This window comes from Pseudarthrobacter siccitolerans, from assembly GCF_030823375.1.
Lineage (GTDB): Bacteria > Actinomycetota > Actinomycetes > Actinomycetales > Micrococcaceae > Arthrobacter > Arthrobacter siccitolerans_A.
Genome location: NZ_JAUSXB010000001.1, coordinates 4360491 through 4383002 on the forward strand (window position 1 = coordinate 4360491; position 22512 = coordinate 4383002).

Here is a 22512-nt window from a genome sequence, read left to right on the forward strand (position 1 = left end):
CGGCGGCTTCAGCTTGCAGCCGCCTTCAGGAGTTCACCATGTCCCACTCCCACTTCCGCTCCCACTCTTTGAGCGGGTCTTTGGGCAGTTTGGGGGGTTGGGCGTAGAAGTCGTCCCATATGGGATCGTCCGGCGGGAAGTCGGCGGGATCGTCAAGGTTGTCATCGGCTGGTTCGTCAAACAGCGGGTCAAAATCCAGGGAGTCCACGAATCCGGGCGTTTTCGTTGCGCAGGTCAGGAGCCCGGCGATATCCGTGGCATGCGTCAGGAGCCCGCATGTATCCGTCGCAGGGGTCAGTAGTCCGGGTGGCCATTCTGGTGGTTCCCAGTCGGGTTGTTCGGCTTTGTAGTGTCGGCCGGTGGGTGAGGTCCAGCCGGGTGGTTCGGTGTGCGTGGCCGGGGAGGGCGTCCAGCCGGTGGCGTGTTTGAGGCGGTGGTGTTTCGGGCAGAGCTGTGCCAGGTTGCTGATCCCCGTATGTCCGCCGTGTTGCCAGGCTTGAAGGTGGTCGGTGTCGTTGTCCAAGGTCCGGTTGTTGCAGCCGGGGAAGGTGCATCTGCCGTCCCTGAGCTGCAGGGCTTTTTTCATGGCTTTGGTGAGGCGGTAGCTGGTGCGTCCGATTTCCAGTGGTGCCCCGTCCCGGGGGTCGACGAGCACCCGGTAGAAGGAGCCGGCACCGTCCGCGACGAGCTTGCGGGCCATGGAGACAGGGATGGGACCATAGCCGTCCAGGGTTGCGGGTTCGTCGGTGAGGCCGAGGAGCGCGAACACGGGGACGGTGATGAGGACGTCCACCTTTGGCATGGGGACGTTGCCGAGATCCGCGTAGCCGTTGCCGCCGGCGTTCTCGTACTCGGCGGTGGCCGGAGCCTGGTGGTCGGTGGTGGCGGTAGCGGCCGCGGTAATCGAGCCATCGAGGTCAGGCGGGGTCAGCGGGGTCAGCGAGGCCAGCCCGATCGTGTCCTGGTCGTCTTGGGTTCTTACCGCGTTACCTTGACCCGGGTTACCTTGACCCGGGTTGCGTTGACTCGTGTTTCCTTGGCCTGTGGTGTTTTGTCCTGTGCTGATTCCGGCGGTGCTGATTCCGGCGGTGCTGGTTCCGGCGGTGCGGGTAAGGGCTGGGCCGGCGCTGAGAAGCAGGCCGGCGGCGATGTCGGGCCGGAGTTGTGTCATTGACCGGGGCTCATCCGGGCCTTGCAGGCCGCGGGCGAGGGCGGTGGTGCGGTTCCAGATGGCTGAGGCCTGGTGTGCGGGGATGTAGAGGGAGAGCCAGGCCATGCCGTCGCGGTCCGGGGTGTATTGCATCCGCCGGTCCGCGGCGCATTTTGCGTGGCGTTTTTCGAGGGTTTCGGGGTGGTGACGTTCGCGCCAGCCGCGAACTTTGGCCCGGAAGCGTCCGGGGACCAGGTCCCCGGCGGCGGCTCCGCGTGCCGGGTTGGGTGCGTCGGGGTCCAGGAAGTGCGCGGCGAGGGCGGCGGCTCCGGCAGGGCCGAGGCCTTCGGTTTCGTCGCCAATGATTTTCGCATGCTGCCACGAGATGGCCCCGGCGGAGAGGGCGTCCATGACCGGCGGCAGGGAGCAGACTTGCCGGGACTGGGTGACGAGCGCCCCGGCGGCGGGGGAGCTGATGGTCAGGACGCCTGCGATTTCCTCGATCGCGGACATCTCCGCGTAAGTGCGTTCGTGTACGGGTGCTTCGGGCGGGGTCATGGCGTGCTGGATCTCGATGGCCTCGGAGACATCCCGGGCCTTGATGGCGGCGATCTGTGCTTCCAACTGCTTCGTTACCGCCATCCGCTCCAGACGGATCTCGTACCGGCGCTGCAGCACATCCACAACAGCACTGCCAGCACCGGCACGGGGACCGGCGGCAGTGCCAGCTTCCAGCCGGTCATCTTCAAGGAACAGCACATCAAGCCGGGCAGTGGAGGCGTGAATGCCCTCCATCGCTGCTGCCCTGCCCGCTCCGTTTCCCATACCAAGATCATCTAATGGGGGTCTGACATTCCGATGGGCATCATCCGCTGACACCCTCCGTACCGGCACAGCCGGCGCAGGTGCTTGGGAAGGAAACAGCGCTAGCGAGCCGATCTCCTCACCTCTTGCGCCGTTTCCCATACCAAGATCATCCATCGAGGCCCTGACATTTCCGGTGCCCGCGGACCGACGGTGCCCGCGAACCAACCAGAGTTGGCGAGGTCAGGAAGAAAAGCTAGTCCTAGCCCCCGGCGAATGGAGGCAGCACATCCACCACGTCGTCGCTTTGAAGGACAACCGAGCGATCCCGCACCGCGACTTCATTGAGCAGGAAGCTGCTCCGCGACAGGATGCGGGGCAGCGGGGGAGTACCGGCAGGAGGCTCGGGGCGCTCCACCGAAAGTACGGCCTCCAGCAGGTCTGTAACAGTGGAGCCCGGCGCCAGTTCGAAGCGCTCTTCCTCCACGCCTGCCGCGGCGCGTGCGGCAGCGAAGTAACGTACGTTCAAAAGGTTCAGCCCCCGATGGCGCTCATGCTGCGGTCCGGCTGGACGAAGTCCGGAGCGTCAAGTCCCACGTGGTCCATTCCATGGGCTTTAGGTTTCAGCCACATGGCGTCCTGCCACCGCTGGGCGAGGGCTTCGTCGCCGGCGCCCGAGCGCAGAAGGCCCAGCAGATCGAACTCCTCACGCGAGAACAGGCAGCTCATAATCTTGCCCTCGGCAGTGATCCGGGTCCGGCGGCAATCGGAGCAGAACGGTTCGGTCACGGAAGCAATAATCCCCACGGTTCCCAGCAACGCGCCCGAAGCAGACCCAGCCACCCGCCGTCGTACTTCAAAGCGTTCAGCCGGGGCGCCGTCACGTGCGCGTGGATCGGGGCTGAGGACAAAATCCGCCGAGAGCAGCTGACGGATCTCGGCGGCCGTGATCATGTTCCGCCGCGTCCAGCCATGGTCAGCGTCGAGCGGCATCTGCTCAATGAACCGCAGCTCGTAGCCGCGGTCCAGCGCCCAGGCCAGGAGGGACGGCGACTCCGCGTCATTGATGCCGCGCATCAGTACCGCGTTGAGCTTGACCGGCCCAAGGCCGGCAGCCCAGGCCGCATCCACCCCGGCCAGCACCTGGTCCAGGAACGGACGGCGGGTCAGCTTGGTGAATGTTTCCTCATGCAGGGAGTCCAGCGACACATTGATGCGGGTCAGGCCGGCCGCCTTCAATGCCGCGGCCTTCTTCGCCAGGCCCACGCCGTTGGTGGTCATGGAGATCGGCAGATCGGGATGATTCCTTCGGAGCGCCGTGATGATGTCCACGAGGTCGTGCCGCACCAGCGGTTCACCGCCCGTGAGCCTCAGCTCACGGACTCCCAGCTGCTCAACGCCGATCCGCACGATCCGGACGATTTCCTCCGCCGACATCACCGCCTGCTTCGCGAGCCACTCCAGGCCCTCGGCGGGCATGCAGTAGGTGCAGCGAAGGTTGCACTTGTCGGTCAGGGACAGCCTCATGTCCGTGGCTCGGCGGCCGTACCTGTCGGCCAGCCCGGCCGGAGCATCTGCGGGGCGGGCAGCAGGGACGCCGGGCAGCGGTGCGGCTGCTTCCGCCCGCGGCTGCGGCATGCCTAGCTGGACACTCATGAATTCAGGCTACGCCACTCTGGGCTCTGCATCACACCCGCCCGTGACAGTGCAGGTGGCGGCAGCAGAATCCGGGTGCGGGACCGGCGCCCCCGGCAGCCGGCGAACCTATGCTGTAGGTGTGAACAGCTCCCAGCCACAGCATGTAGCGCACGACGGCGGGAAACGGCTTCCGGAGCGCCTGGCAGCTTCGCTGCCGCACCGGTCAGGGCCGTCGCTGCCGCACCGGTCAGGGCCGGCACACCGGGGTTGGCTGGCCGCCGCAGCGGGCACCGTTGCAGTCGGCAGCGCGGTGGTACTCGGGGAACTTTTAGCGGGTGTGTTCAGCCCGGCGCTGTCGCCAATGACCGCTGTTGGCGGCGCCGTCATCGATGCGGTCCCGCCCGGGGTGAAGGATTGGGCTGTTCAGCTGTTCGGGACGGCTGACAAAATTGCGCTCCTGGCGGGCATGGCCCTGGTTATTGCAGCGCTGGCCGCGCTGGCCGGGACTGCTGAGGACCGCCGCCGCTTTGCAGGCCTGACTGTCATCGGTGTCTTCGGGCTGGTGGGTGTGGTGGCCGTCCTGACCCGCGCGCAAGCCACCTTCAATGCCATGGTGCTGCCCATACTCACAGCCGTCGTGGCCGGCGCGCTGCTCAGGTTCCTGATCCGCCGTCTGCAGGAATGGGGCAGGCTGCACGAATGGGCGCGTCATGAACCGCAGCCGGGCGGCAATTTGGTGCCCGCCCGCCGTCGTTTCCTGCAGGCCCTGGCAGGCGGCGCGGCCTTCACCGTCATCGGCGGCGCGCTGGCCGCTGTCTGGCGGGGGGCCACCGCGGGCGTCAGCGAAGCGAGGACCCGCGTGACGTTGCCGGTACCCGCGTCACCGGCGCCGCCAATCCCGCCCGGAGCCGAGGCCGGCTTGGACGGCATGCAGCCACTCGTCACCCCTAATCCGGACTTCTACCGCATCGATACGGCGCTGTCCGTTCCGGCCGTCAACCCGGACACGTGGGCCCTGAAAGTCACCGGGATGGTGGACCGGGAGGTTGAGCTGACCTACGCGGAACTGTTGGCCAAGCCCTTGACTGAACGCCATGTGACCATTGCTTGCGTGTCCAACAATGTGGGGGGGGACCTGATCGGCAACGCGCGCTGGCTGGGCTGGCCTGTCCGCGAACTGCTGGCACTCGCAGGCACCCGGCCCGGGGCAGACATGGTGCTCTCTCGCAGCATCGACGGCTGGACTGCCGGCACGCCGCTTGAGGTCCTCACCGACACCCGGGATGCGCTGCTGGCCGTCGGCATGAACGGCGAGCCCCTGCCCCTGGAGCACGGATTCCCCGTCCGGCTGGTGGTGCCCGGGCTTTACGGATATGTATCGGCCACCAAATGGGTCACGGAGCTGAAGGTCACCCGGTTCGCGGACGACGTCGCCTACTGGACTCCCCGTGGCTGGTCTGAGCGCGGTCCCATCAAAACGTCCTCCCGGATCGACGTGCCGCGCGCGGGCCGCACCGCGAAGGCAGGAACAGTCACATTCGGCGGCGTGGCTTGGGCGCAGCACACCGGCATCGGCAAAGTGGAACTTCGCATGAACCGGGGCCCCTGGCAGGAGGCCAAGCTGGCCGAAGGCATCTCGCTGGACACCTGGTACCAATGGAAGCTCAGCACGGAGTTGACCCAAGGCCAGTACGAAGTCCAGGTCCGGGCCACGGATCTCACAGGCCGGGCGCAGGACGAGCAGGGCAGGCCGGCCGCCCCGGACGGAGCCACGGGGTTCCACACGATTAGAGTGGACGTGCAACCCTGATGGCTACCGAAGGCGGAACCATGACCAGCCCGCAACCGCATGGAACGAACCCGCACGGAATGCCCACAGAAGCGCTGCACCCGGGCGGCGGCGGGCCCCGGCAGGAATCGCGGCACGAAGCCACGCACGAGCACCGGCACCAGGCCCGGTCCGTGGCCGAGCACGCGGCCGCCGTCGCCAGACTGCTGCAGCCGCTGCGGTCGGTCAACCGGACCGAACAGCTGCCCCTGCGGGAGGCACTCGGCCGTGCCCTGGTCAGCGGCGTCACTGCCCCCATCAGCCTGCCGCCCTTCGCCAACTCGCAGATGGACGGCTACGCCATCCGTTCCGCTGATTTGCCCGACGGCGGCGGTGAGCTGAGCGTTATGCCTCCCGTTCCCGCCGGTGCCAGCCCGGACGCCCTCAAGCCCGGCATGGCCGCCCCGATTATGACCGGAGCGATGCTCCCGGACGGGGCTGACGCCGTCGTCCCCATTGAGCGGGCCGTTCCGGACCGCTTCCTGCCGCACGGCGAACAGGCAACCGTACGGCTGCCTTCAGCGGCACCCGGCACCTATGTGCGGGAAACAGGCAGCGACGTGCGGGCCGGCGAGACCGCTTTGGCAGCGGGTACGTTCCTGGGCCCGGCCCAACTGGGGCTGCTCGCGGCACTGGGCATCCCCGAAGTCACGGTCCATCAGGCCGTGAAAGTCCTGCTGGTCACTACGGGTGACGAGGTGGTGGCCCCCGGCCAGGACCTTCCGCCCGGCAAGATCTATGACTCCAACGGCACCCTGCTCGAAGCTGCGATGAGGCAGGCAGGACTGGAGGTCCGCCGGGCGGACATCGTCACGGACAACCCGGACCGGCTTCGCACGCTGCTGAGGGCCGAGGGTGGGGAGGCGGATCTCATCGTCACCACCGGAGGGGTCAGCAAGGGAGCTTACGAGGTGGTCCGGCAGGCCATGGAGGACCAACCGGTGGAATTCCTGCATGTGGCCATGCAGCCGGGCGGCCCGCAGGGGATCGGAACCTTCGAAGGGCGCCCCTTCCTGGGATTCCCCGGTAACCCGGTCAGCTGCCTGGTGTCCTTTGAAATGTTCCTCCGCCCGGTGCTGGGCAGCCTGCTCGGCACTCCTGTGCCACGCCTGCCCCTTCGCGCCCGCCTTGGCCAGCCCCTCACGTCACCGGAACATAAGCATCAGGTCCGCCGCGGCACCCTGCAGCCCGACGGAACCGTAGAGCTGCAGGGCGGCGACAGTTCACACCTGATGCATGCGCTCGCGGGCTCCAACGTGCTGGTTCATGTCCCGCAAGGAGTGGCCGCGCTCGCGGCCGGGGCGGAGGTGGAAGTATGGATGCTGTGAATGCAGAACAATCTCCCGCCGCGCTGACGCACCTGCGCCAGGACGGCAGCGCCCAGATGGTGGACGTCTCCGCCAAAGCCGAGACCACCCGCGAAGCCACCGCCACCGCCACGGTCCACACCACCGCGGAAGTCATGGGCCTGCTCGGCTCCGGCGGACTGCCCAAGGGCGACGCCCTCGCCGTGGCCCGGGTGGCCGGAATCATGGCCGCCAAAAAGACTCCCGAACTGATCCCGCTCTGCCATCCGCTGCCACTGTCCAAGGTCACTGTGGACTTTGAACTCGCTCCGGATTCAGTTTCGATCCTGGCCACAGTCAAGACCCGCGGCGTCACCGGCGTTGAGATGGAGGCCCTCACCGCAGCTTCCGTTGCCGCGCTGAGCGTCTACGACATGATCAAGGCCGTGGACAAACACGCCGTCCTGAACGACATCAAGGTCCTGGCCAAAAGCGGCGGCAAGAGCGGGGACTGGACACTGTGAGCACCTCAAGCACCCTCAACGCTCCCGAGCCGCACCGCCACGGCGACGTGCAGGGCCGGAAGGCCGGCGTCGTCATCGCCTCCACCCGGGCCGCCGCGGGCATTTACGACGACGAAACCGGCCCCGTGATCACCGACTGGCTGACCGAACACGGCTTTGACGTGTTCCCGGCCATGGTGGTTCCCGACGGCGAGCCCGTGGGCGCGGCCATCCGTGCCCTCCTCACCCAGCATCCCGCCGTCGTTATTACCAGCGGCGGAACGGGCCTCAGCCCGGACGACCGCACACCGGACGTCACGCTGCCCCTGCTGGACCGCGAAATTCCCGGCATCATGGAAGCGATCCGCAGCGCCGGCGCCGCGAAAACCCCGCTGGCGGTGCTTAGCCGTGGCTACGCGGGCGCTTCCGGGAACACCTTCATCATCAACCTGCCCGGATCACCCAAGGGAGTCATGGACGGACTGACCGTCCTGGACCCGGTGATCGGGCACCTCTGCGACCAGCTGGAAGGCGGACATGGGCACTGAAACATCATTCGAGGTGGTCAACGCCGTCCTCAGCGCGGAGCCAATCTCCGTGGACCAGGCCATCGCGGCGGTGGAGAGCGATGCCGCGGGTGCGGTGGTCAGCTTCAGCGGCGTGGTGCGCAACCACGACGGCGGCAAACCAGTTGAGCGCCTCAGCTACAGTGCGCACCCCACGGCCCACCAGGTGATGGCCGACGTCGTTGCCCAGCTGGTCGCTGAACAAACGGCGGCCGGCAGCTCTGCCGGTCAAGGCGGCGGGTCCCCGCAGTCCGTCCGCATCTGGGCAGCCCACCGGATCGGCATGCTGGAGATCGGGGACCCCGCACTGGTCTGCGCCGTGTCCGCGGCCCACCGGGGCCAAGCCTTTGCCGTGTGCTCCGAGCTGGTGGACCGGATCAAGGAGCAGGTTCCCATCTGGAAGGAACAGTTCTTTACTGACGGAACGGTGGAATGGGTGGGCGCGGGAAGTTAGTCCTGCACCTCCCGCCATGAAGAGGGGCCCAGTGCGAGGTAACGCACAGTCCCCGGTTCCTGTGCGGCCTGGGGCCACCGGTAGGCTTAACGGCATGACCGAACAACTCTCTGCTCCCATGCCCGTTGCCGTGCTGGGCGCGAACGGGCGCATGGGCGCCGAAGCCGTAAAAGCCGTCGAAGCCGCGCCGGACATGAAGCTCGTCGCGGCCCTGGGCCGGGGTGACTCGTTGGACCAGGTCACTGCAGCAGGTGCACGCTTTGTGGTGGACCTGACGGTCCCCGAAAGCACCGAAGCGAACGTCCGTTTCGCCGTCGAACACGGCATCCACGCTGTTGTGGGCACCACCGGCTGGGACAGCGCGCGCCTGTCCGCTCTTGAGGACCTGTTGGCTGGCCGGCCCGAAACCGGTGTCCTGATCGCCCCCAATTTTGCCCTTGGCTCGGTCCTTGCCTCAGCTTTCGCCGCGAAGGCAGCCAAGTACTTTGAGTCGGTGGAGATCATCGAACTGCACCACCCGGACAAGGTGGACGCGCCGTCCGGGACCGCCGTCCGCACGGCACAGCTGATCGCGGCCGAACGCGCCGCCGCGCAGGTCCCGCCGAGCCCCGATGCCACCACCAGCGAACTCGCCGGTGCCCGCGGCTGTGAGGTGGACGGCGTGCGTGTCCACAGCGTGCGCCTCCGTGGCCTCGTGGCCCACCAGGAAGTCCTCCTTGGCAGCGCCGGCGAGCAGCTGACGCTCCGCCACGATTCCTTTGACCGTGCCTCCTTTATGCCCGGCGTTCTCCTTGGCCTGCGCAATGTGGCCGGCCACCCCGGACTCACGGTGGGCCTGGACGGCTACCTGGACCTGGGGCTGTAGGCCATGGCAGGACTTGCAGCTGCCTTTCGGAAAAACCGCACCAAGATCTGGGTCGGCGCCGTCACGCTCCTCCTGGTCTTCTACCTGGTGGTGTCCTTCCAGCGTTCGGTCCTGCTGCTGACGGACAGCAATCCTGCAGCCGTGGCCATCGGGGCGGCGTACCTGGTGCTGCCCGTCATCGGTGCCTGGGCGCTGGTCCGCGAACTGATGTTTGGCGCCCGCACCGAACAGATGGCCAAAGTCCTCGAAGCCGAAGGCGGGCTTCCCGTGGACGAACTCCCCAGGACGCCCGCCGGCCGGATCGTCCGGTCGGCAGCTGACGCCGAATTCGAGAAGTACCGGGCCGAGGCCGAAGCAGCTCCTGGGGACTGGCGCTCCTGGTTCCGGCTAAGCTGCGCCTACGACGCCGCCGGCGACCGCAAACGCGCCCGCGCCTCCATGCGTGACGCCGTCAAGCTCTTCCGGGGCAACGTTCCGGCTTAGCGGACGGCTTTTATCCCGCCCCGCCCCACCTGGTTCGCGGCGTGCCCCACCCATTCCAGCGGCCCGCGCCACTTCAGCAGCACAAACACCATGCCCACGATCACCGCGCTGGCGGCCTGGGCAAAGTACATGGCCTCCTCGGTCCAGCCGGCCGGGAGGGGTTTCAGGTAGAACGCCGAAACCACCCAGACGTGGACGGAGTACAGGGTCAGCGTCATGGCGCCGGCGCCGCGCAACGGCAGCAGCAGGTCCAAAGCGACCCACTCGGCCAGCCTGCCCAGCAGCAGGAACGCCCCAATCACGGCCGCGGCCACCGCCGACGTATGCAGCAGGTCCAAGGTTGTGGCCGAATGGGGTGCAGCGGATGCCAGCCACCACCAGGAACCCTCCTGCGGAATGCCCGTGAGGTTGACCTGCAGAACACTGCCCAGCGGATAGCCGGGGGAGTTCAGCACCTTCTCCAGCGCCGCGCGGCCGCCCCAGTCCTCCATGGCCGCGGTGCCCAGGGCCTTGGCCAGGACTGCCGCGGTGGTGCCGCCAATCAACAGCGTCCAAGGCACCAGCGCCTTGTTCAGCATCAGGCGGCCGACGACGAGCCCCACCAGGAGGTAAGACAGCCACTGGAAGACGGGGTAGTAGCCCGTGAAAAAGACGTCGGCCAAAAGCCGGCCGGGTGTGGACAGATCCTCCCACGAAGGGTTGTGCCCCAGTTTGAGCGGCGGGTTCGCCGCAAGCAGCCACGGACGCAGGAGGTACGCCAATACCGGAGACACCAGGATCCAACCAGCGGCCCAAGCGCAGAGGGCCTTCAGGCGCAGGCCCAGGAACGGCAGGATGCACAGGAACAGCACTGCGTAGTGGACCAGGATGATGGCCACGTTCACTTCCAGGCCGCCGAGGCTGAGTCCGACGGCGGCAATCACCAGGGCTCGCAGGGCCACACCCCGCCGGGCACCGGACAGTTCACGACCCGCCAGCGGCTTGTGCTTTCCAGTGGACAAAGCAAGGCCTACGCCCGCCAGGACCGCGAACAGCGCGGCGGCCCTGCCCGAAAAAACCAGGCCCACCCATGTTGGGGTGAGGCTGGCGTTCGCCTCGAAAGTAGGAAGCAGGTGGGTGGCCATCATGCCCACCAATGCCAGCCCACGGGCTGCGTCGATACCGTACAGGCGCGCCGGAAGCGACCGGCCGGGAGACGTCCTGGTGGAAGCGGCGGCATTACGGGAGGTCATGCCCAGATCGTCTCACACCCGGCTGTGCCTGCCCTGTCAACCAAATCCCCTTGTATTCGAATATATGTTCGAATAAGATGAACCCATGCAGATGCCATCAACCGGAGTCCCCTCCGGAGCCCCAGCCAACGAATCCCGTCATGACGGGCCGCTGAAGGCCATGAGCCCTGGGGTGGTTGATTACCTCTTCCGCCAGCTGGTGACAGGAAAGACTCCCGAGGATATCCAGTGGGAACAGGAAGGCATCAGCCTGTCCGCCCAGCCGGAGGGGGCTGAACTTGCCCGGCGGCTGGCCGAGACGGACATCGACGCCCTGACGCCCGTAGAACTGTTCCACTACGTCCGGGCCGCCCAGCGCCTGGCCGCGTGGGCAGAAGGGCTTCGCCAAACAGCGGTGGCCAGGTATTGCCACCCCGGGCCTGTCTAGCCGCAGCGCGGAGCAGCCCCAGCAGGAGAAAAGGGCCGCAGCGCAACAGAGGTGCGGGGCAGGGGGAGCGCCCACGGGTCAGAGGGGTGCCCGGCAGGACACGCAGGCATAGCCAGCACCACGGTGCCTAGGATGGAGGCGTGTCAGACACCCTTCCTGTCTCCGTCATTCAGTACCGGCCGCTCGACGGAGGCGTCCCGGCCAACGTTGACGAGCACGTACGCCTTATCGAGGACGCCGATGACCACGGCGCGCGCCTGGTGCTCTTCCCGGAACTCTCCCTGACCGGCTATCGGCTGGATCTGCTCGAAAGCCCTGACTCCTGGCTGGTGCCGGGGGACGAACGACTGGGGGATATCCGTGAGATCTGCCGCAGGACGGGGATCACCGCAGTTCTAGGGGCAGCCCTTCGCGAAGCCGATGGCACGCCCCGGCTGGCATCAGTTGCTGTTCATCCGGATGGCAGCACCGAGGCGGCCTTCAAGACGCACCTGCATGGGCCGGAGCGCGAACTCTTCACGGCGGGGGAGGGGCCAACCCTCATCCGGGTGGATGGGTGGCACGTTGCGCTGGCGCTCTGCCTGGACACGTCCGTGCCCGGGCATGCCGGGGACGCCGCTGCCGCCGGAGCCGACCTTTATTGCGTCTCCGCGCTCTACACCAAAGACGAGGACCACCGGCTGGCACTCCATTTGGGTGCCCGCGCCATGGACAACCGGATGTTCACGGCGCTCGCCAACCTCGGCGGCAGCAGCCCGTTGGGCGAATCGTGCGGCCTGAGCGGCTTCTGGGGGCCGGACGGCTTTCCCTTGAAGCAGGCGGCGGGGACCGGCACGGAAGTCGTTTCGTCCGTCCTGCAGCGGAGCCGCCTCGAAAAGTTCCGGCAGTAGATTCCGGAAGTAAAAAATCGAGCCGGGAACCGGCAGCGCCGCGCCGGAAACCCCTATTTGACGTTCATCACGCCCGCCCTATTGTCCTAACCAGCCACGGACAGGGTAACGTTTTTTCCATGGCTGACACTTCCGCGCACATCCCTGCCCTCGGTACCCTCCTGACCGCCATGGTCACGCCGTTCGCCAAGGACGGTTCAGTGGACTACCAGCAGGCGGCGGAACTGGCCACCAAACTCGTGGACGACGGCTGCGACGGCCTGGTGGTCACTGGAACCACCGGCGAAACCTCCACCCTCACCGACGAAGAGAACCTCGGCATGTTCCGCGCCGTCAAGGAAGCCGTCGGCGGCCGCGCCGCCATCATCGCCGGTACCGGCACCAACGACACCGCGCACTCCGTGCACCTCTCCCAGCAGGCCGCAGCCCTCGGCGTCGACGGCATCCTGCTCGTGACCCCCTATTACAACAAGCCGAGCCAGTCCGGCCTCCGGGCGCACTTCGAGACCATCGCCTCTGCCGCTGACGTGCCCGTGATGCTCTACGATATTCCCGGCCGTTCCTCCATCGCCATCGAACCGGAAACCATGATCCGGCTGGCGCAGCACCCCAACATCGTTGCGGTGAAGGACGCCAAGGCGGACTTCGTTGCGGCCACCCGCGTGATGAGCGAGACGGACCTGCTCTTCTACTCGGGCGACGACGGACTGACCCTGCCCTGGATGGCATTGGGCGCCGTCGGCCTCGTCGGCGTCACCACGCACGTGGCCACCCGCCGCTTCCGCGAACTTATCGACGCTGTCAACGCCAACGACCTCGGCACCGCACGCAAGATCAACTTCGAGCTCCAGCCGGTGGTCCGGGCCACCATGACCCGGGTCCAGGGGGCTGTTGCAGCCAAACAGATTCTTAAATGGCAGGGAGTCCTGCCCAACTCGATTGTCCGTTTGCCCCTCGTGGAGCCGGACGAAGCCGAGATCGAAACCATCCGCGGGGATTTGGCGGAAGCGGGGCTGGTCTTTTCCTGAGGGCTGAGACCGGCACCCCTGCCGCCTGGAAAGTAGTGCAATATGACCCAAATCGCCCTGACCGGCCTCGTCACCCCGCCCCGCCTGCCGAACGGCACGCTGCGGATCGTCCCGCTTGGCGGACTGGGGGAGATCGGCCGGAACATGGCCGTGTTCGAAATCGACGGCAAACTGCTGATCGTCGACTGCGGTGTCCTCTTCCCGGAGGAAACCCAGCCCGGCGTTGACCTGATCCTCCCGGATTTCTCGTACATCGAGGACCGGCTGGATGATGTTGTAGCCGTCGTCCTCACCCACGGCCACGAGGACCACATCGGTGCTGTCCCGTACCTGCTGCGCCTGCGCAACGACATCCCGCTGGTGGGCTCGCAGCTGACCCTTGCCCTGATTGAGGCCAAGCTGCAGGAGCACCGCATCCGGCCCTACACCCTCACGGTTGAAGAGGGCCAGGTAGAGAAGTTCGGCCCCTTCGAGTGCGAATTCGTGGCCGTCAACCACTCGATTCCTGACGCCTTGGCCGTCTTCATCCGCACTGCAGGCGGCACTGTCCTGCACACCGGCGACTTCAAGATGGACCAGCTTCCGCTCGATGGCCGGATCACTGACCTCCGGCACTTCGCGAAGCTCGGCGAAGAGGGCGTTGACCTCTTTATGTCGGACTCCACCAACGCGGACGTCCCGGGATTCACCACCGCGGAAAAGGAGATCGGCCCGACCCTGGAGCGGCTGTTCGGCCAGGCCACGAAGCGCATCATCGTGGCGTCCTTCTCCTCGCACGTCCACCGCGTCCAGCAGGTCCTGGACGCTGCCGCCAAGCACAACCGCAAAGTGGCTTTCGTTGGCCGCTCCATGGTCCGGAACATGGCCATCGCGGAGAAGCTGGGTTACCTGGATGTTCCGCCCGGCCTGATCGTGGACATCAAGAACATCGACAACCTGCCGGACAACCGCGTGGTCCTGATGTCCACCGGTTCCCAGGGGGAGCCGATGGCGGCGTTGTCCCGGATGGCCAACGGCGACCACCGCGTGGTGGTGGGCGACGGCGATACCGTGATCCTGGCGTCCAGCCTCATCCCCGGAAACGAAAACGCAGTCTTCCGCATCATCAACGGCCTGCTGAAACTCGGGGCCGACGTCATCCACAAGGGCAACGCCAAGGTCCACGTCTCCGGCCACGCCGCGGCCGGCGAACTCCTCTACTGCTACAACATCCTTGAGCCCCTCAACGCCATGCCCGTGCACGGCGAGACCCGGCACCTGATCGCCAACGGCAAGATCGCCATCGAGTCCGGTGTCCCGGAAGCCAGCGTGATCCTCGCAGACAACGGTACCGTGATCGACCTGAAGGACCACCGCGCCGACGTGGTGGGACAGGTTGAAGTGGGCTTCGTCTACGTGGACGGGTCCAGCGTGGGCGAAATTACCGACGCCGACCTCAAGGACCGCCGCATCCTCGGCGACGAGGGCTTTATCTCCATCATCACGGTCATCAACCGGACCACCGGCAAGGTTGTCTCCGGTCCGGAAATCCACGCACGCGGCGTGGCCGAGGACGATTCTGTCTTTGATGACATCATCCCCAAGATCAATGCAGCGCTGGAAGAAGCAGTGCTGAACCACGCGGACCACACCAGCCACCAGCTCCAGCAGGTTGTGCGCCGGGTGGTCGGCACCTGGGTCAACCGCAAGCTCCGCCGCAAGCCGATGATCATCCCCGTGGTCCTCGAGGCTTAACAGGTCCCGCACCGGCTCCGGCCCGTATTCCCGCCACGTGCAGGAAGTACGGGCCGGAGGTGTTTAAACGGCCCGAACCGGCCTGCTTGATTGAGGGGGATTGGCGGGCTCCAAATCCCCGGGAAACCCGTGCTGTTCCGGTACCGTGGCTAGTATGGCCACTCGTACTACTTCCGCGCCCAATGGTTCCAGCAGGGCCGGCTCCGGCAGCAAATCCGGCGGCTCCGGCGGCCGCGGGTCCGGCTCCACGGCAGCCAAATCCCAGGCCAGGCCCGCGCGGTCCGGCACTGCCAGGACGCGCCAGCTTCCCGCCGTCGAACACCACCAGCCGTGGCTGCTCCGGGTGGTCGGCGGAGCATGGCTGGCCATTGGCCACCTTGTGGGTGGGGGAGTGCGGCGCATCGGATATGACGTCAGCGACCTCCCGGCTGACGAGCGCCGCGACGGCGCAGCCCTCTTCAACCTGGCCTTGGGTATTTTCATCGCCACTTTCGCCTGGTGGGGCCTGACTGGCTGGTTCCCAGACGCCGTCTATAGCGTGGTGAACGGCACGTTCGGCTGGATGTCACTGCTGCTTCCGCTGATGCTTTTTGTCTGCGCCTTCCGCCTCTTCCGCCAGCCCTTCGACGGGCGCGGCAACAACAGGGTGGGCATCGGATTCCTCATCATGACGTTTGCCGGCTGCGGCCTGGCCCACATTCTGGGCGGACAGCCCACCGTGGCCCAGGGCTTTGACGGCCTGCGCCAGGCCGGCGGAATGCTCGGCTTCCTTGGCGCCTCCCCACTGGCCGCGATCCATCCGGCCGTGCCGCTGGTGCTGTACGGGCTGCTGGCTTTTGTGTCACTGCTCATCATTACCGCCACGCCGTTCGGTGCCATCCCGCGGCGGCTGCGCGGCGCGTATGAGCACCTGATGGGCATCGACCTCCTGGACGAGGAACAGGACGGGAACAAGCACGACCGAAGCTACCTTGAGCGGACGCCGCCTGCGGCGCCCAAAAAGAAGAAGCGGCGCTTCTTCGGCAAGGATAAAGATGCCGACGCCGGCCTGGAAGGTTACGTGGGCGACGAAGCCTTCGAACATGCCGTCGTCGATGACGATGATCCACAGCCCCCACATCCCGCCCCCGGTGTCCGCCGCCCCACCCAGGCGGAGATCGCCGTCGAAAAAATCAAGGCCGCGCAGGGGCTTGGCCCTGCTGCCGCCGGCCACGACAACGCGACCGAAGCCATCCCGATGGTCACCCCCGGTATGGCCGCACCCGCGGGCAAGCCGGCCGCCCCGCCAACCGTGCCCTCCAACCCGGTGGCTCCCGCACCGCCGCCCGTGCCGATCCCGCAGCGCACCGAGCAGCTGTCCCTCGCGGGCGACGTGACCTACACGCTCCCTGCCTCCGACTACCTCACGCCCGGATCCATCCCCAAGGAGCGCACGGAAGCCAACGATGCCGTCGTCGCTGCCCTGACCGACACGCTCCAGCAGTTCAACGTCGACGCCACCGTGACTGGCTTCAGCCGCGGCCCCACCGTCACCCGGTACGAGATCGAACTCGCGTCCGGGACCAAGGTGGAGCGGGTCACGGCGCTGTCCAAGAACATCTCCTACGCAGTGGCCTCCAGCGACGTGCGGATCCTCAGCCCCATCCCGGGAAAATCCGCGATTGGCATCGAAATCCCCAACACGGACCGCGAGACTGTGTCCCTGGGCGATGTGCTCCGCAGCCAGAACGCCCGCCGCACCGAGCACCCGATGGTGATGGGCGTGGGCAAGGACGTCGAAGGCGGTTACGTGGTGGCCAACCTCGCCAAGATGCCCCACCTGCTGGTAGCCGGCGCTACCGGTGCCGGTAAGTCCTCCTTCGTGAACTCCATGATCACCTCCATCCTCATGCGCGCCACCCCGGACGAGGTGCGGATGGTGATGGTGGATCCGAAGCGGGTGGAACTCACCGCTTACGAAGGCGTCCCGCACCTCATCACCCCCATCATCACCAACCCCAAGAAGGCCGCCGAAGCCCTCCAGTGGGTGGTCCGCGAGATGGACGCCCGCTATGACGACCTCGCCAATTACGGGTTCAAGCACATCGACGACTTCAACAAGGCCGTCCGTGCCGGCAAGGTCCAGCCGCCGGTGGACTCCAAGCGCGTCATCCGCCCGTACCCCTACCTGCTGGTGATCGTGGACGAGCTCGCAGACCTCATGATGGTCGCCCCGCGGGACGTTGAAGACTCGATCGTCCGCATCACCCAGCTGGCCCGTGCTGCCGGCATCCACCTGGTCCTGGCTACCCAGCGGCCATCGGTGGACGTGGTGACCGGCCTGATCAAGGCCAACGTTCCCTCCAGGATGGCCTTCGCCACCTCCTCCGTGACCGACTCCCGCGTGGTCCTGGACCAGCCGGGCGCCGAAAAGCTCATCGGGCAGGGTGACGCGCTCTTCCTGCCCATGGGCGCCTCCAAGGCCATGCGTGTCCAGGGAGCCTGGGTCACGGAGTCTGAAATCCACAAGGTGGTGGAGCACGTCAAGGGACAACTCCAGGCCACCTACCGCGACGACGTTGCGGCGGAGGCGCCCAAGAAACAGATCGACGACGACATCGGGGACGACCTCGAGGTACTGCTGCAGGCCACCGAACTGGTGGTCACCACACAGTTCGGCTCCACCTCCATGCTGCAGCGCAAGCTGCGCGTCGGATTCGCCAAGGCGGGCCGCCTCATGGACCTGCTCGAATCAAGGGGAGTGGTGGGCCCTTCCGAAGGATCGAAGGCCCGCGACGTGCTGGTGAAACCGGACGACCTCGCCCCCGTCCTGGCCGCCATGAAGGGCCAGGAGGCTCCGGCCGCACCGGATGCCCAGACGGCCGCGCTCAGCGACAACGCCAACGCGAACATTGCCCAGGGCGGGTACGCCGAAGACCTGGTGGCCGCGGACTTGGACCAGCGAAAGCAGAACGTGGAATATTACGACGGCTCCGATTCCCCGCCCGGCGGGTATGACGACGAGGACGGCTCCGAAGACGCCTGGTCCCTCACCGGGCGCTAGGCCGAAGACTGTAGCCTAGAAAGGTGACAAGTACCGATGCAACCGCCGCCGGCCGTGCCGGGGTCTGGAACCTTCCCAATATCCTGACCATGCTCCGCATCGCGCTGGTGCCGTTCTTCGTCTGGTTCCTGATCGCGGACGCGCCCGGACTCCACAGCCAGTCCGGGCCCTGGCGCTGGGCAGCAGCGGCCGCGTTCGCCGTCGCGATTTACACTGACAAACTCGACGGCGATATCGCCAGGAGCCGGAACCTGGTGACCGATTTCGGCAAGATCGCCGACCCCATCGCAGACAAGCTGCTCATCGGTTCTGCCCTGGTGATGCTGTCCGTGCTCGGCGAACTGCCCTGGTGGGCCACCCTGGTGATCCTGGTGCGTGAATGGGGCGTCACCGCCCTGCGCTTCTTCGTCATCCGTTACGGCGTTATTCCCGCCTCGCGGGGCGGGAAGCTTAAAACCGTGGTCCAGACCCTGGCCATCTTCCTGTACCTCCTCCCGCTGGCCGCCGTTGCGCCGTGGCTCACCTGGGCGGCATTCGCCGTCATGATGGTGGCCGTGGCAATCACCGTCTGGACCGGCGTCGAGTACGTGATCGAGGCGATGCGCCTGCGCGCCAAGGGGAAAGTCCAGGGAACCAAAAACAGCGGACAGGAACCGGCATGAACAACCAGCACCATCTGTCGCTTCACCACCTGTCGGAGCAGGCCGTCCGCCAGGCCCTCGAGCTCAAGCGTACGGTGGCAACAGCCGAGTCGCTGACAGCCGGCATGGTGTCCGCAGTCCTCGCTGACACTCCGGGCGCCTCCGGGATGCTGCAGGGCGGAGTGGTGGCCTACCAGAACTCCGTCAAAACGGACGTGCTGAAGGTCTCCGCGGAACTGCTGGCCCGTGTGGGATCCGTTGATACCGGGGTGGCCGCCGACATGGCACAAGGTGCCCGGACGGCCCTTGGCGCCGATATTGGCGTCTCCACCACGGGTGTTGCCGGACCGGAAGCCCACGACGGAAAACCGGTGGGAACGGTGTATATAGGCATTGCTACGGCAGCAGGAACAAACGGCTACGAGTATGTGTTTTCAGGGAACCGGTCGGAGATCCGGGGGCAGGCCTGCGGCGCTGCGCTGGAACGGCTGATCGAAGCCCTGGCTTCCTGAAGTTACCGGGCTGTAAAGTTGATGGGAACAAAAGCCGGTACCGATTAGTTATTACATTGTGTCGCTTCCGGAGAGCGGAGGCGCCTAGGATGAAAACACCAACGGTTCGCTTCACGGCGAACCGGACTAAACGAGGAGCAAGGCGATACAGATGGTAAAGCAGCCCGTATCCGTAAACGGCGTTGTCCGCTGGAAGGATGTGGGCCTCGCCGATCAGGCTAAGAGCGAACAGAAGGAGCGCAAGATGGTGGTACTTCGTCACGAAATCGGTGATGTCCTGCGCGATGTTCGCCAGCGTCAGGGGCGCACGCTCCGTGAAGTCTCGCACAGCGCCCGTGTCTCCCTGGGTTACCTCAGCGAAGTGGAGCGCGGTCAGAAGGAAGCATCTTCCGAGCTGCTGTCTTCAATCTGCTCGGCCCTGGACGTCCCGTTGTCCAGCATGCTCCGCGAGGTCAGCGACCGGGTGGCAGTAGCCGAAGGCGTAGCCGTTCCGGACACCGTTCCGCAGGAATTCTCCCAGCGTTACGGACGCGACCTTGAGCGCGACCTGAACAACGAACTCAACGATGAACTTTCAACGGGACTCCTCTCCGGCGCCCGGTAAGGATTGATCCACCACACGGTGGAATCCTGCACGTTGAAGCCCCCGGCAATCCGCCGGGGGCTTCACGTGTTTCTGCTCACGAACGTGGGCCCTACTTCTCCCCGGCCGGGGCGGCAGGCGGACCATCCTGCGGGAAACCGTCACGCTCATACGTTGCGTTCAGCTTGGCCATAAACCGGGCCAGCTCCTGCAAGTCCTCCACCGGCCATTCACCCAGCCGCTCCCGAAAGACCTGGCGGCGCGCGTCCTGGACCTGGTGCATCTTTTCCTCGCCCTTGGGGGTCAGCTGGATGGCCTGGGCGCGCCCGTCCAGCGGATCGGCTTCCTTGGAAACCAGGCCGATGTTTTCGAGGAATGCAATCTGCCGGCTGACTGACGGCTTGCCCACACCGATGTTCATCGCGAGATCCGTGAGCCGGATAGGGCCCTCCCGGCGGATGACTGTCAACAGGCCGTAGGCGGCGGGCTCCATGTCCGGGTGGACCTGGCGGGAAAGCTGGTTGGAGATGGCCCGCGCGCGCCGCCAGAAGAGGCTGATCTGGTGTTCGACGTTCTGCAGGGCTGCGTCCACCAAATAATCGTCGTCGCGGCCGTCAGGGGTCGGGGCGGCAGGGGAGTTGCTCATGGCAACAATTCTAAGGGTGCGCGATCATGAGAGACTTTTCAGGTGCGAATCAGCGACTATTGGCGACTTATGGACGACGAATTTGGCGCCGGCTACTCGCGGGTCCTCAGCAGCACCCTTGTTCTTGCCGGCGTGGGTGGCCGCACCGCGGACCAGGCGCTGGCCGCCGGCGTGGAACCGCGCAAGGTGTGGCTGGCGGTCTGTGATGTCCAGGATGTTCCCGCCGGACGCCGGCTTGGCCGGGACATGAAGCCCCGCGCCGAATAGCCGAATCTTCCTGACACGCCGGGCCATTGTTCGAATACCTGTTCGGGTAAAGCTATGCTTTTCACAGCGGGTTATCCACATAGCTGCCGTCCTCCGGCCGGAATGTCAGTGGGTCCCATTAGCGTCAGAGATGACCAATAAACGGCCCCTGAGGCCACTCCAAAGCGAGAAAGCATTAGAGGTGTGAACCATGGCGGCAGCCCCGGATCGTGCAAAAGCGCTCGAAGCAGCGCTGGCCCAGATCGACAAGCAGTTCGGTAAAGGCTCAGTCATGCGGCTCGGCGACGAAGTCCGGGCACCCATCGAGGTTATCCCCACCGGCTCCATTGCCCTGGACGTAGCACTGGGAATTGGCGGCCTTCCCCGCGGCCGCGTGGTTGAGATCTACGGCCCGGAATCCTCCGGTAAAACCACCGTGGCACTGCACGCCGTGGCCAACGCCCAGCGCCTGGGCGGCATCGCTGCCTTCATCGACGCCGAGCACGCCCTTGACCCCGAGTACGCCGCCAAGCTCGGTGTGGACACGGACGCGCTCCTGGTCTCCCAGCCGGACACCGGCGAGCAGGCGCTGGAGATCATGGACATGCTCGTCGGTTCAGGCTCCCTCGACGTCATCGTCATCGACTCCGTCGCCGCCCTGGTGCCCCGCGCCGAAATCGAGGGCGACATGGGCGACAGCCACGTGGGCCTCCAGGCCCGGCTGATGAGCCAGGCCCTGCGTAAGATCACCGGCCGCCTGAGCCAGACCAAAACCACGGCGATCTTCATCAACCAGCTCCGTGAAAAGATCGGCGTCTTCTTCGGTTCCCCCGAAACCACCACCGGTGGTAAGGCCCTGAAGTTCTACGCCTCCATCCGTATCGACGTGCGCCGCATCCAGACCCTCAAGGAAGGCGCGGATTCGGTCGGTAACCGCACGAAAGCCAAGATCGTCAAGAACAAGATGGCCCCGCCCTTCAAGGTGGCCGAGTTCGACATCATCTACGGCCAGGGCATCTCCCGCGAGGGCGGCATCATCGACATGGGTGTTGAGCACGGCATCATCAAGAAGTCCGGCTCCTGGTTCACGTACGACGGCGACCAGCTGGGCCAGGGCATGGAAAACTCCCGCCGGTTCCTCCGGGACAACCCGGAGCTCGCCGCCGAGTTGGAGCGGCTGATCAAGGAAAAGCTTGGAGTCGGCGTGAAGCCTGCCGAGGCCGAGTCCAAGGACTCCCCGAAGCTGAAGGCTGTTGACGGGTTCTAACCGTTGAGGGGTACTGACGATGCGCGTCCCCGCCGGTCCCGGACCGGCGGGCGGCGCGCTGCTTCCTTTGCAGATTCTTACCCGGACGGCCCGGAACCTGACTCTCCGATTTCGGAGGACCTCGAACCGGATCCCTTCTCGGTGGCCCAGGCCATTGTCTACCGGCAGTTGACCGCGTCGGCGAAAAGCAGGCTTCAACTGGCCCGCAAGCTTTCCGAGCGGAACATCCCGGAGCACGTTGCTGAGGCGGTCCTGGACAAGTTCGAGGAAGCCCGCCTCATCAATGACGCCGATTTCGCTGACATGTGGGTGCGGAGCCGTTCGCAGTCCCGCAAGCTGGCCAAGGGTGCGCTCCGCCGGGAACTGGCGGAAAAAGGTGTGGACCAGGAAACCGCTGCGGCGGCCCTGGAGCAGATCTCCGACCATGATGAGGAAGCCGCTGCGAGGAGCCTGGTGGAGCGGAAGCTGCGGCCCGGCGCCGATCTGGCAGACCAGGCAGAGCGGGACAAAGCCACGCGCCGGCTGGCATCGATGCTGGCGCGGAAGGGTTACCAGCCGTCCCAGGCCTTCCGCATCGTCACCGAGGTCCTGGACGCCCATCCGGCTCCAGACCATGATGAGCCTTTGAACCGGTACCCTTAACAGGTGAGTTTGACCATTCCTTCCCCCGTTTCCGGCCCAGGCGC

23 protein-coding genes are annotated in these 22512 nt (G+C 66.1%); 18 read left to right on the plus strand and 5 right to left on the minus strand.

The window, feature by feature from the left end; all coding sequences use genetic code 11:
• Positions 1–25: 25 nt before the first annotated feature.
• From QFZ36_RS20220 to moaA, 3 genes are all read right to left on the minus strand, one after another.
• Positions 26–1975, minus strand: coding sequence for an HNH endonuclease signature motif containing protein (locus tag QFZ36_RS20220; protein WP_306638936.1), 1950 nt, complete (start codon positions 1973–1975; stop codon positions 26–28).
• A 241-nt stretch (positions 1976–2216) separates the two neighbouring features.
• Positions 2217–2483, minus strand: coding sequence for a MoaD/ThiS family protein (locus QFZ36_RS20225; RefSeq protein ID WP_306638937.1), 267 nt, complete (start codon positions 2481–2483; stop codon positions 2217–2219).
• Positions 2484–2488: 5 nt separating this feature from the next.
• Positions 2489–3610 (minus strand): GTP 3',8-cyclase MoaA, encoded by a 1122-nt coding sequence (moaA, locus tag QFZ36_RS20230; RefSeq protein ID WP_306638940.1) that lies wholly within the window; start codon positions 3608–3610, stop codon positions 2489–2491.
• Positions 3611–3731: 121 nt separating this feature from the next.
• Here moaA and QFZ36_RS20235 point away from each other — a divergent pair, with 121 nt between their 5' ends.
• The 7 genes from QFZ36_RS20235 to QFZ36_RS20265 all read left to right on the plus strand — a co-directional run bounded on the left by QFZ36_RS20235 (position 3732) and on the right by QFZ36_RS20265 (position 9577).
• Entirely contained in the window at positions 3732–5402 is a 1671-nt protein-coding gene (locus tag QFZ36_RS20235) for a molybdopterin-dependent oxidoreductase (RefSeq protein ID WP_373427058.1), read from the plus strand.
• A 20-nt stretch (positions 5403–5422) separates the two neighbouring features.
• Positions 5423–6748, plus strand: coding sequence for a molybdopterin molybdotransferase MoeA (locus tag QFZ36_RS20240; RefSeq protein ID WP_306638941.1), 1326 nt, complete (start codon positions 5423–5425; stop codon positions 6746–6748).
• A complete protein-coding gene (gene moaC / locus QFZ36_RS20245; RefSeq protein WP_306638942.1) occupies positions 6736–7230 on the plus strand; it encodes a cyclic pyranopterin monophosphate synthase MoaC in 495 nt (164 codons plus the stop codon). Before QFZ36_RS20240 ends, moaC begins: the two co-directional genes overlap by 13 nt.
• The gene (locus tag QFZ36_RS20250; RefSeq protein WP_306638944.1) at positions 7227–7757 is read left to right on the plus strand and encodes a MogA/MoaB family molybdenum cofactor biosynthesis protein; all 531 of its coding nucleotides are present in this window, start codon (positions 7227–7229) and stop codon (positions 7755–7757) included. Before moaC ends, QFZ36_RS20250 begins: the two co-directional genes overlap by 4 nt.
• Positions 7747–8229 carry a molybdenum cofactor biosynthesis protein MoaE gene (locus QFZ36_RS20255; RefSeq protein ID WP_306638946.1) on the plus strand — a complete coding sequence of 161 codons (483 nt, stop codon included), beginning with the start codon at positions 7747–7749 and terminating at the stop codon, positions 8227–8229. The genes QFZ36_RS20250 and QFZ36_RS20255 overlap by 11 nt, the downstream gene beginning before the upstream one ends.
• 94 nt (positions 8230–8323) lie before the next feature.
• Positions 8324–9094 (plus strand): 4-hydroxy-tetrahydrodipicolinate reductase, encoded by a 771-nt coding sequence (gene dapB, locus QFZ36_RS20260; protein ID WP_306638947.1) that lies wholly within the window; start codon positions 8324–8326, stop codon positions 9092–9094.
• A gap of 3 nt (positions 9095–9097) precedes the next feature.
• Complete coding sequence (locus QFZ36_RS20265; RefSeq protein ID WP_306638948.1) at positions 9098–9577, plus strand: hypothetical protein; 480 nt, start codon at positions 9098–9100, stop codon at positions 9575–9577.
• On the opposite strand, the gene QFZ36_RS20270 is transcribed toward QFZ36_RS20265, so the two are convergent.
• On the minus strand, positions 9574–10809 hold the full coding sequence (locus QFZ36_RS20270; protein WP_306638950.1) for a heparan-alpha-glucosaminide N-acetyltransferase domain-containing protein: 1236 nt from the start codon (positions 10807–10809) through the stop codon (positions 9574–9576). The genes QFZ36_RS20265 and QFZ36_RS20270 overlap by 4 nt on opposite strands.
• Before the next feature lie 85 nt (positions 10810–10894).
• Here QFZ36_RS20270 and QFZ36_RS20275 point away from each other — a divergent pair, with 85 nt between their 5' ends.
• The 8 genes from QFZ36_RS20275 (at position 10895) to QFZ36_RS20310 (ending at position 19688) form a co-directional block, all read left to right on the plus strand.
• Positions 10895–11236 (plus strand): hypothetical protein, encoded by a 342-nt coding sequence (locus QFZ36_RS20275; protein ID WP_306638952.1) that lies wholly within the window; start codon positions 10895–10897, stop codon positions 11234–11236.
• Between the two features lie 140 nt (positions 11237–11376).
• On the plus strand, positions 11377–12126 hold the full coding sequence (locus QFZ36_RS20280; RefSeq protein WP_306638954.1) for a carbon-nitrogen hydrolase family protein: 750 nt from the start codon (positions 11377–11379) through the stop codon (positions 12124–12126).
• Positions 12127–12245: 119 nt separating this feature from the next.
• Positions 12246–13154, plus strand: coding sequence for a 4-hydroxy-tetrahydrodipicolinate synthase (gene dapA, locus QFZ36_RS20285; protein WP_306638956.1), 909 nt, complete (start codon positions 12246–12248; stop codon positions 13152–13154).
• 42 nt (positions 13155–13196) lie between these two features.
• Entirely contained in the window at positions 13197–14888 is a 1692-nt protein-coding gene (locus QFZ36_RS20290) for a ribonuclease J (RefSeq protein ID WP_306638958.1), read from the plus strand.
• A gap of 154 nt (positions 14889–15042) precedes the next feature.
• The gene (locus QFZ36_RS20295) at positions 15043–17931 is read left to right on the plus strand and encodes an FtsK/SpoIIIE family DNA translocase (RefSeq protein WP_306638960.1); all 2889 of its coding nucleotides are present in this window, start codon (positions 15043–15045) and stop codon (positions 17929–17931) included.
• Positions 17932–17954: 23 nt separating this feature from the next.
• Positions 17955–18593 (plus strand): CDP-diacylglycerol--glycerol-3-phosphate 3-phosphatidyltransferase, encoded by a 639-nt coding sequence (gene pgsA / locus QFZ36_RS20300; protein WP_306638962.1) that lies wholly within the window; start codon positions 17955–17957, stop codon positions 18591–18593.
• Entirely contained in the window at positions 18590–19084 is a 495-nt protein-coding gene (locus tag QFZ36_RS20305; RefSeq protein ID WP_306638963.1) for a CinA family protein, read from the plus strand. Before pgsA ends, QFZ36_RS20305 begins: the two co-directional genes overlap by 4 nt.
• A 151-nt stretch (positions 19085–19235) precedes the next feature.
• Positions 19236–19688 carry a helix-turn-helix domain-containing protein gene (locus QFZ36_RS20310; RefSeq protein WP_050055661.1) on the plus strand — a complete coding sequence of 151 codons (453 nt, stop codon included), beginning with the start codon at positions 19236–19238 and terminating at the stop codon, positions 19686–19688.
• A 91-nt stretch (positions 19689–19779) separates the two neighbouring features.
• Here the strand turns inward: QFZ36_RS20310 and QFZ36_RS20315 are convergent, their stop codons facing one another.
• Entirely contained in the window at positions 19780–20313 is a 534-nt protein-coding gene (locus QFZ36_RS20315) for a MarR family winged helix-turn-helix transcriptional regulator (RefSeq protein ID WP_306638964.1), read from the minus strand.
• A gap of 42 nt (positions 20314–20355) precedes the next feature.
• On the opposite strand from QFZ36_RS20315, the gene QFZ36_RS20320 reads away from it, so the two are divergent.
• The 3 genes from QFZ36_RS20320 (at position 20356) to QFZ36_RS20330 (ending at position 22468) form a co-directional block, all read left to right on the plus strand.
• The gene (locus QFZ36_RS20320) at positions 20356–20580 is read left to right on the plus strand and encodes a DUF3046 domain-containing protein (protein ID WP_306638965.1); all 225 of its coding nucleotides are present in this window, start codon (positions 20356–20358) and stop codon (positions 20578–20580) included.
• 190 nt (positions 20581–20770) lie between these two features.
• A complete protein-coding gene (gene recA / locus QFZ36_RS20325) occupies positions 20771–21826 on the plus strand; it encodes a recombinase RecA (RefSeq protein ID WP_091418086.1) in 1056 nt (351 codons plus the stop codon).
• Positions 21827–21967: 141 nt separating this feature from the next.
• Positions 21968–22468, plus strand: a complete 501-nt coding sequence (locus QFZ36_RS20330) for a regulatory protein RecX (RefSeq protein ID WP_306638966.1) — start codon at positions 21968–21970, stop codon at positions 22466–22468.
• Positions 22469–22512 lie beyond the last annotated feature (44 nt).

Bases quoted from the DNA above. Each gene is read 5' to 3' on its own strand.
- QFZ36_RS20220 (WP_306638936.1), bottom strand. From the start codon at position 1,975: ATGGGAAACGGAGCGGGCAGGGCAGCAGCGATGGAGGGCATTCACGCC.
- moaA (WP_306638940.1), bottom strand. From the start codon at position 3,610: ATGAGTGTCCAGCTAGGCATGCCGCAGCCGCGGGCGGAAGCAGCCGCA.
- QFZ36_RS20240 (WP_306638941.1), top strand. From the start codon at position 5,423: ATGACCAGCCCGCAACCGCATGGAACGAACCCGCACGGAATGCCCACA.
- moaC (WP_306638942.1), top strand. From the start codon at position 6,736: ATGGATGCTGTGAATGCAGAACAATCTCCCGCCGCGCTGACGCACCTG.
- QFZ36_RS20255 (WP_306638946.1), top strand. From the start codon at position 7,747: ATGGGCACTGAAACATCATTCGAGGTGGTCAACGCCGTCCTCAGCGCG.
- dapB (WP_306638947.1), top strand. From the start codon at position 8,324: ATGACCGAACAACTCTCTGCTCCCATGCCCGTTGCCGTGCTGGGCGCG.
- QFZ36_RS20265 (WP_306638948.1), top strand. From the start codon at position 9,098: ATGGCAGGACTTGCAGCTGCCTTTCGGAAAAACCGCACCAAGATCTGG.
- QFZ36_RS20270 (WP_306638950.1), bottom strand. From the start codon at position 10,809: ATGACCTCCCGTAATGCCGCCGCTTCCACCAGGACGTCTCCCGGCCGG.
- QFZ36_RS20275 (WP_306638952.1), top strand. From the start codon at position 10,895: ATGCAGATGCCATCAACCGGAGTCCCCTCCGGAGCCCCAGCCAACGAA.
- dapA (WP_306638956.1), top strand. From the start codon at position 12,246: ATGGCTGACACTTCCGCGCACATCCCTGCCCTCGGTACCCTCCTGACC.
- QFZ36_RS20290 (WP_306638958.1), top strand. From the start codon at position 13,197: ATGACCCAAATCGCCCTGACCGGCCTCGTCACCCCGCCCCGCCTGCCG.
- QFZ36_RS20295 (WP_306638960.1), top strand. From the start codon at position 15,043: ATGGCCACTCGTACTACTTCCGCGCCCAATGGTTCCAGCAGGGCCGGC.
- QFZ36_RS20305 (WP_306638963.1), top strand. From the start codon at position 18,590: ATGAACAACCAGCACCATCTGTCGCTTCACCACCTGTCGGAGCAGGCC.
- QFZ36_RS20310 (WP_050055661.1), top strand. From the start codon at position 19,236: ATGGTAAAGCAGCCCGTATCCGTAAACGGCGTTGTCCGCTGGAAGGAT.
- QFZ36_RS20315 (WP_306638964.1), bottom strand. From the start codon at position 20,313: ATGAGCAACTCCCCTGCCGCCCCGACCCCTGACGGCCGCGACGACGAT.
- recA (WP_091418086.1), top strand. From the start codon at position 20,771: ATGGCGGCAGCCCCGGATCGTGCAAAAGCGCTCGAAGCAGCGCTGGCC.